Source organism: Cellulomonas hominis, assembly GCF_005239125.1.
In the GTDB taxonomy this organism is placed as follows: domain Bacteria; phylum Actinomycetota; class Actinomycetes; order Actinomycetales; family Cellulomonadaceae; genus Cellulomonas; species Cellulomonas hominis_A.
Genome location: NZ_SZYE01000228.1, coordinates 1 through 5,009 on the forward strand (window position 1 = coordinate 1; position 5,009 = coordinate 5,009).

Below are 5,009 nucleotides of genomic sequence, written 5' to 3' on the forward strand. Positions count from 1 at the left end.
CGACGGCGGGCCGGCGACGACGGCGGCCGCCGTCGGCCTCGCCCGTCCCCACGCCCACGTGCACCCCGCAGCCGCTCGAGGTCCGCGCGGCCGCGGTGCTCGTCGTCGGGCTGCCCGGCGTCACGAGCGCCGACGACGCGGTCGCCCAGCAGGTCGTGCAGCTCGGCGTCGGCGGCGTGTTCCTGGCGGGCGGGAACGTGCGGACGGCCGAGCAGGTGGCGGCGCTCACGGCCGGCCTGCGGGCCGCGGCGGCGGGCCGGCCGCTGCTGGTGTCGACCGACGAGGAGTCCGGTCGCGTCGCGCACATGCGGGACGTCGTCGGCGCGGGGCCGTCGCCGCGCCGGATGGCCCGCGAGGAGTCGCCCGATGCCGTGCGCGGGCGGGCGGCGGACACCGGCCGGGCGCTGGCAGCCGTCGGCGTCGACCTGGACCTGGCGCCGGTGCTCGACCTCGACGACGGCCCCGCCACCGGCGTCGTCGGCGACCGGTCGTTCAGCGCCGACCCCCAGGACGCGGCGGCGTACGGCCTCGCCTACGCGCGCGGTCTCGCCGACGCGGGCGTCACGTCGGCGGTCAAGCACTTCCCGGGGCACGGGCGCTCCGCGGTCGACTCGCACCGGGAGTCGTCGCTGGTGGAGGCGGGCCTGGCCGAGCTCGCGGCGACCGACCTGGTGCCGTTCCAGGCGGCGGTCGACGCCGGCGCGCCCGTGGTCATGCTGAACCACCTGCAGTACGCGGCGCTCGACCCGGACCTGCCCGCGTCGCTGAGTCCGCGCGCCTACGCGCTGCTGCGCGACATGGGCTTCGAGGGCGTGGCCATGACCGACTCGGTCGGGATGGGCGCCGTCAACCTGCGCTGGGACTTCCCCGACGCCGCGGTGCAGGCCGTGTCCGCCGGCGCCGACGCGGTCCTGGCGACCGACGGCGGCCAGGCGGTGCGGATGCGCGACGGCCTGGTGGACGCGGTCCGCTCGGGGCGGCTGCCCGAGGCCCGGCTGTCGGAGGCGGCGGCCCGCGTCACGGCGCTGGCGGGCGGCGACCCCCTGGCGATGTCGTGCCTGGAGGTGGAGCTGCCGCAGCTCGACACGGGTGCGGTCGCCGGCACCGCCGCCCCCGTGCCGTGACGCGCGGGCGTCAGCGCCCCGGCGCGGCCGGCTGCCACTCCTCGCGCAGCAGCGCGTAGGCGTACGAGTCGAGCCACCGCCCGTCGCGGTGCAGCGAGTCCGCCCGGTACTCCCCCTCGCGCCGCATCCCGACGCGCTCCATCAGCCGCCACGACGGCGCGTTGTCCGCGAAGCACAGCGCCGTCAGCCGGCGCAGCCCGAGGTCGGTGAAGCAGACGTCGAGCAGCCGGCGGACGGCCTCCGTCGCCAGACCCCGGCCCTGCGCGGCGGGGTCGAACGCCCACCCGATCTCCGCCTGGGTGCGCTTCGCCCGGTCCGCGACCTCCGTCTGGCCCCAGCCGTCCTCGATCCGCACCATGAGGTCCCCGACCACGGCTCCCTCGCGCTCGACGACGAGCGTCGGGCCCAGCCGGTCCGGCTCCACGAACTGCGCGGCGAACGCCTGCTCGTCCCGCGGCAGCGCGGTCATCCACCGGGCGACCTCGGGCAGCCGGCGGTACCGCCAGACCGCGCCCGCGTCGTCCGGCGTCGCCGGGCGCAGCAGCAGCCGGTCGGTGCTGATCGGCCAGGGCGCGTCCAGGTACGGGGCGGTCACACCGGCAGGCTAGCGGGGGCGACAGCCTGTGGACCCGGGCGGACAGGTTGTGCCGGACCGCGCCCGGGCGCCGCGCCCGTCGGGTCGACTGTCCCCGGCCCCGGGACGGACCGGGCGCGCCGAGCCAGGAGGACCCGCATGTTCAGCCGCACCCGCCGCGCCTGGGCGCGCTTCGCCGACGACCGCCCCGCGGTGGCCGAGTTCGTGCTGTTCACGGCGATCAGCATGGGCATGACGGTGCTGCAGCTCGCGCTCATGCCGGTCCTGAAGTGGACGTTCGGCCTGACCCCGCTGGTCGACACCGCGTTCCAGGTGCTCGGGGTGAACACGAACGCCGACGGCAGCACCTTCTTCGTCTTCGACTACGCGGCCGGGGCGCTGCCCGCCGGGGGCGGCGGCCTGGCGTACTTCCTGGCCGTGCAGATCACGCTGGCCATCGCCCAGATCATCAACTTCTTCCTGCAGCGCAACGTCACGTTCAAGTCGGACACCGACGTGTGGCGCGCGGCCGCCTGGTACGCGTTCGCGTACGTCGTGATCACGTTCGCCGCCGCGTGGCTGCAGGGGTTCTACAAGGACCCGATCTACCGGTGGATGATCGAGCGCTGGGGCAGCACCGGGGAGGCGGGCGCCGACGTGGTCACGATGATCATCAACGCGCTGCTGTCGTTCGTCGTGTTCTTCCCGATCCTCAAGATCATCTTCCGGAAGGCCCCGGCGGACGCAGCCGGCTCCGCTCCCACCCCTGCCCCGGCGCGCGCAGGGGCGCGCTGACCCGTCAGCCGCCCCGGAGCCGGTGGCGGTGAGCGGGCGGGCCCGCTTCAGAACGTGATGACCGTGGCCCCCTCGAGCGTGAACCGCAGCAGCGCGTCCCGTGCGACCTGGAGCCGGAACCCCCGGGCGTCCAGGTCGGCCTCGACGCCGTCCGCCCTCGCCGCGTTGACGCACGCGCCCACGGTGACGCCTGCGGCCACGAGCTCGTCGAGCTGCCGGTCGAACGTCACGTCGGCCGCGCCGGCGCCCCGGCCGATCCGACGCTGCGCGGGACCGAAGCAGAACACCTCGAGCTCCACGCCCTGGTCCGCCGCCACCTCGTGGATCCGCTGCGCCACCCGGGTCCCGGTCGTGACCGAGTCGTCGTCGTCGTGGAACACGTGGATCACTGTCTTGGGCACGGCTCCGCCTCTCTGGTCCGGATGACCGCACTGTGGCACCAGGGCGCCGTGCGCCCGCGACACGTCCCAGCACGTGGAAGCGCGCCGTCGATCCGTCGGCCGACCGGGTGCCGGCGAGCCAGGGTGCCGTCAGCGCCGCGGCCGGGTCGAGCCGCCCGGCCCCCACCCGCCGCGCCGGCCCGCCCGCGCCAGCAGCAGGCCCGCGCCCAGCGAGCCGAGCCCGCCGAGGGCCATGTCGCCGATCGTGTCCCGGTAGGCGACGTGGATCGACGCGTCGATGTAGGTGTTCCCGAGGTACTCGCCGACCTCCCACAGGACGCTGAGCCCGAGCCCGAGCGCGGTGGTCACGCCGACCGAGCCGACCCGCACCCGCGGGGCGGCGGGCAGCACCGGGTCGACGACCGCCCCCGTCACCCGGGCGACGACCAGGTGGGCGACGGCCGCGACGAGCCCCGTGACGACGAGGTGCATGACGACGTCGAGCCACGAGATCCGCTGGTAGAGGTCGAGCGCCCCGGCCCACCCGGCGGCCAGCAGCCCCACCCCGTAGGCGGCGTCGAGCCGCGGGTCGACGCGGGCCGTCAGCGGCACGACCAGGCCGGCGAGCACGAGCAGCAGCAGCACCGCGTCCACCGGGCCCAGCGCGACGACGGCGACGACGACGCTCGCCAGGCCCAGGAGGCGGACGGCGCCCCCGGGCCCGCGCACCAGCAGCGCGCCCGCGTCCCGCGCCGTCACGCGGTCGCGTCGGCCGCCGTGCCCTCGCGGCCCTCCGGCTCCGCCGGTCCCGACGCCGACGTGGGCGGGGAACCCAGCCGGGACGCCATGTGTCCGCCCAGGTAGCCGCTCGCGCCGAGCACGCCGCCGGCGCCGACCGCGACCGCGACGCCGAGCCCGCGGCGGCCGCGGCGGCGCAGCAGCCACGACGTCCCGTACAGCCCGAGCGCGACGTTGTTCAGGAACCCGTGCACGGTCCCGACCCGCAGGGTCCTGCGGTCGGAGACCGCCCAGTCCGCCAGGCCGGTGACGGCGGCCGGCACCGCCGACAGGATGCCGAGGCCCAGCAGCCGGTCGGCGGCCCGGCGGCGGCCGTCCCCGCCGCCCGGGGTCAGGTCGAGCACCGTGGCGCTCGCCCAGAACCCGATCGGTGCGTCGGTGAGCAGCGGGTGGGCCGCGTGCCCGAGCGGGCGGCCGTGCAGCAGCGCCGCCAGCCGCGGGCTGGTCCGCAGCGCCTTCAGGACGACCGGCTGGACCCGGTCCACCGCCTGGTCCAGGGCGGTGGCGCGCTCCAGGCGCCGGGTCGCGGTCAGCAGGGGGCTCTCGTCGGGCTGCACGGTGGTCTCCTCGTCGGCCGGGGGCGGGGCTCCTGGGGTCGAGCATCGCCCCGCCGGGTCGAGCCCGCACGGCGGGAGCGCCCCGGGTGCGAGCCGACCAGCCCCGACGCATGCTGGAGGTCGCGTCCAGCGTCGGCGCGGCCCGCGCACCCCGGCCGCCACGGCACGACCGCCACGGCCGGGCCCGCGTCCCACCGGAGGACCCGCCATGACCGCTTCCACTCCCGCCGCCCGCGCGGCCGGCACCACGGCCCGGCAGCCGCACCAGTACCTGGCCCTCGTCATCGGGATCGTGTACCTGGTGGTCGGCCTCGCCGGGTTCCTGGTCACCGGCTTCGACGACTTCACCGCGCACGACCACTCGCAGACGCTGCTCGGGTTCGCGATCAACCCGCTGCACAACATCGTGCACATCGTGATCGGCCTGCTCGGCATCGCCCTGTGGTCCACCGCGAGCCGGGCCCGCACCTACGGCTGGCTGCTGTTCGTCGGCTACGGCGCGACGTTCGTCTACGGCCTGGTGGTGGCGGACAACCCGGACGCGAACATCCTCAACATCAACGGCGCGGACAACGGCCTGCACCTGGTCTCCGCCCTCGCGGGCCTGGCGATCGCCCTGTGGCCGCGCCGCGACCGCGACCGCACGACGACGGCGCGCGCCTGAGCCGCCGGCCCGGGGACCCGCGCCCCGCCGGAGCCGCGCCGGCGGCCGACGCCGCCGGCGCGGTGCTCCGCGCGCTCGTCGGGGCGGTCGACCGCGTCCGGCCGTCCCCGAGATCGG

Annotated in this window: 7 protein-coding genes; 3 read left to right on the plus strand and 4 right to left on the minus strand. The window is 76.7% G+C overall.

All coding sequences use genetic code 11. The annotated features are described in order from the left end of the window. Window positions 1–1,124, plus strand: a 1,124-nt coding sequence (locus FA014_RS17640; protein WP_328288221.1) for a glycoside hydrolase family 3 N-terminal domain-containing protein, incomplete at its 5' end; no start/stop codon positions are given. Window positions 1,125–1,134: 10 nt separating this feature from the next. Here FA014_RS17640 and FA014_RS17645 read toward each other — a convergent pair. Beyond that, on the minus strand, window positions 1,135–1,719 hold the full coding sequence (locus tag FA014_RS17645) for a GNAT family N-acetyltransferase (RefSeq protein ID WP_230323349.1): 585 nt from the start codon (window positions 1,717–1,719) through the stop codon (window positions 1,135–1,137). A gap of 138 nt (window positions 1,720–1,857) precedes the next feature. On the opposite strand from FA014_RS17645, the gene FA014_RS17650 reads away from it, so the two are divergent. Further along, entirely contained in the window at window positions 1,858–2,493 is a 636-nt protein-coding gene (locus FA014_RS17650; protein WP_154730936.1) for a hypothetical protein, read from the plus strand. Window positions 2,494–2,540: 47 nt separating this feature from the next. Here FA014_RS17650 and FA014_RS17655 read toward each other — a convergent pair whose 3' ends face one another. From FA014_RS17655 to FA014_RS17665, 3 genes are all read right to left on the minus strand, one after another. Continuing rightward, window positions 2,541–2,894, minus strand: coding sequence for a DsrE family protein (locus tag FA014_RS17655; protein WP_195969350.1), 354 nt, complete (start codon window positions 2,892–2,894; stop codon window positions 2,541–2,543). 129 nt (window positions 2,895–3,023) lie between these two features. After that, window positions 3,024–3,632 (minus strand): hypothetical protein, encoded by a 609-nt coding sequence (locus FA014_RS17660; protein ID WP_154730938.1) that lies wholly within the window; start codon window positions 3,630–3,632, stop codon window positions 3,024–3,026. Then, complete coding sequence (locus FA014_RS17665) at window positions 3,629–4,228, minus strand: DUF2231 domain-containing protein (protein WP_230323350.1); 600 nt, start codon at window positions 4,226–4,228, stop codon at window positions 3,629–3,631. The genes FA014_RS17660 and FA014_RS17665 overlap by 4 nt, the downstream gene beginning before the upstream one ends. Window positions 4,229–4,436: 208 nt before the next feature. Here FA014_RS17665 and FA014_RS17670 point away from each other — a divergent pair, with 208 nt between their 5' ends. Next, window positions 4,437–4,892, plus strand: coding sequence for a DUF4383 domain-containing protein (locus FA014_RS17670; RefSeq protein ID WP_154730940.1), 456 nt, complete (start codon window positions 4,437–4,439; stop codon window positions 4,890–4,892). Window positions 4,893–5,009 lie beyond the last annotated feature (117 nt).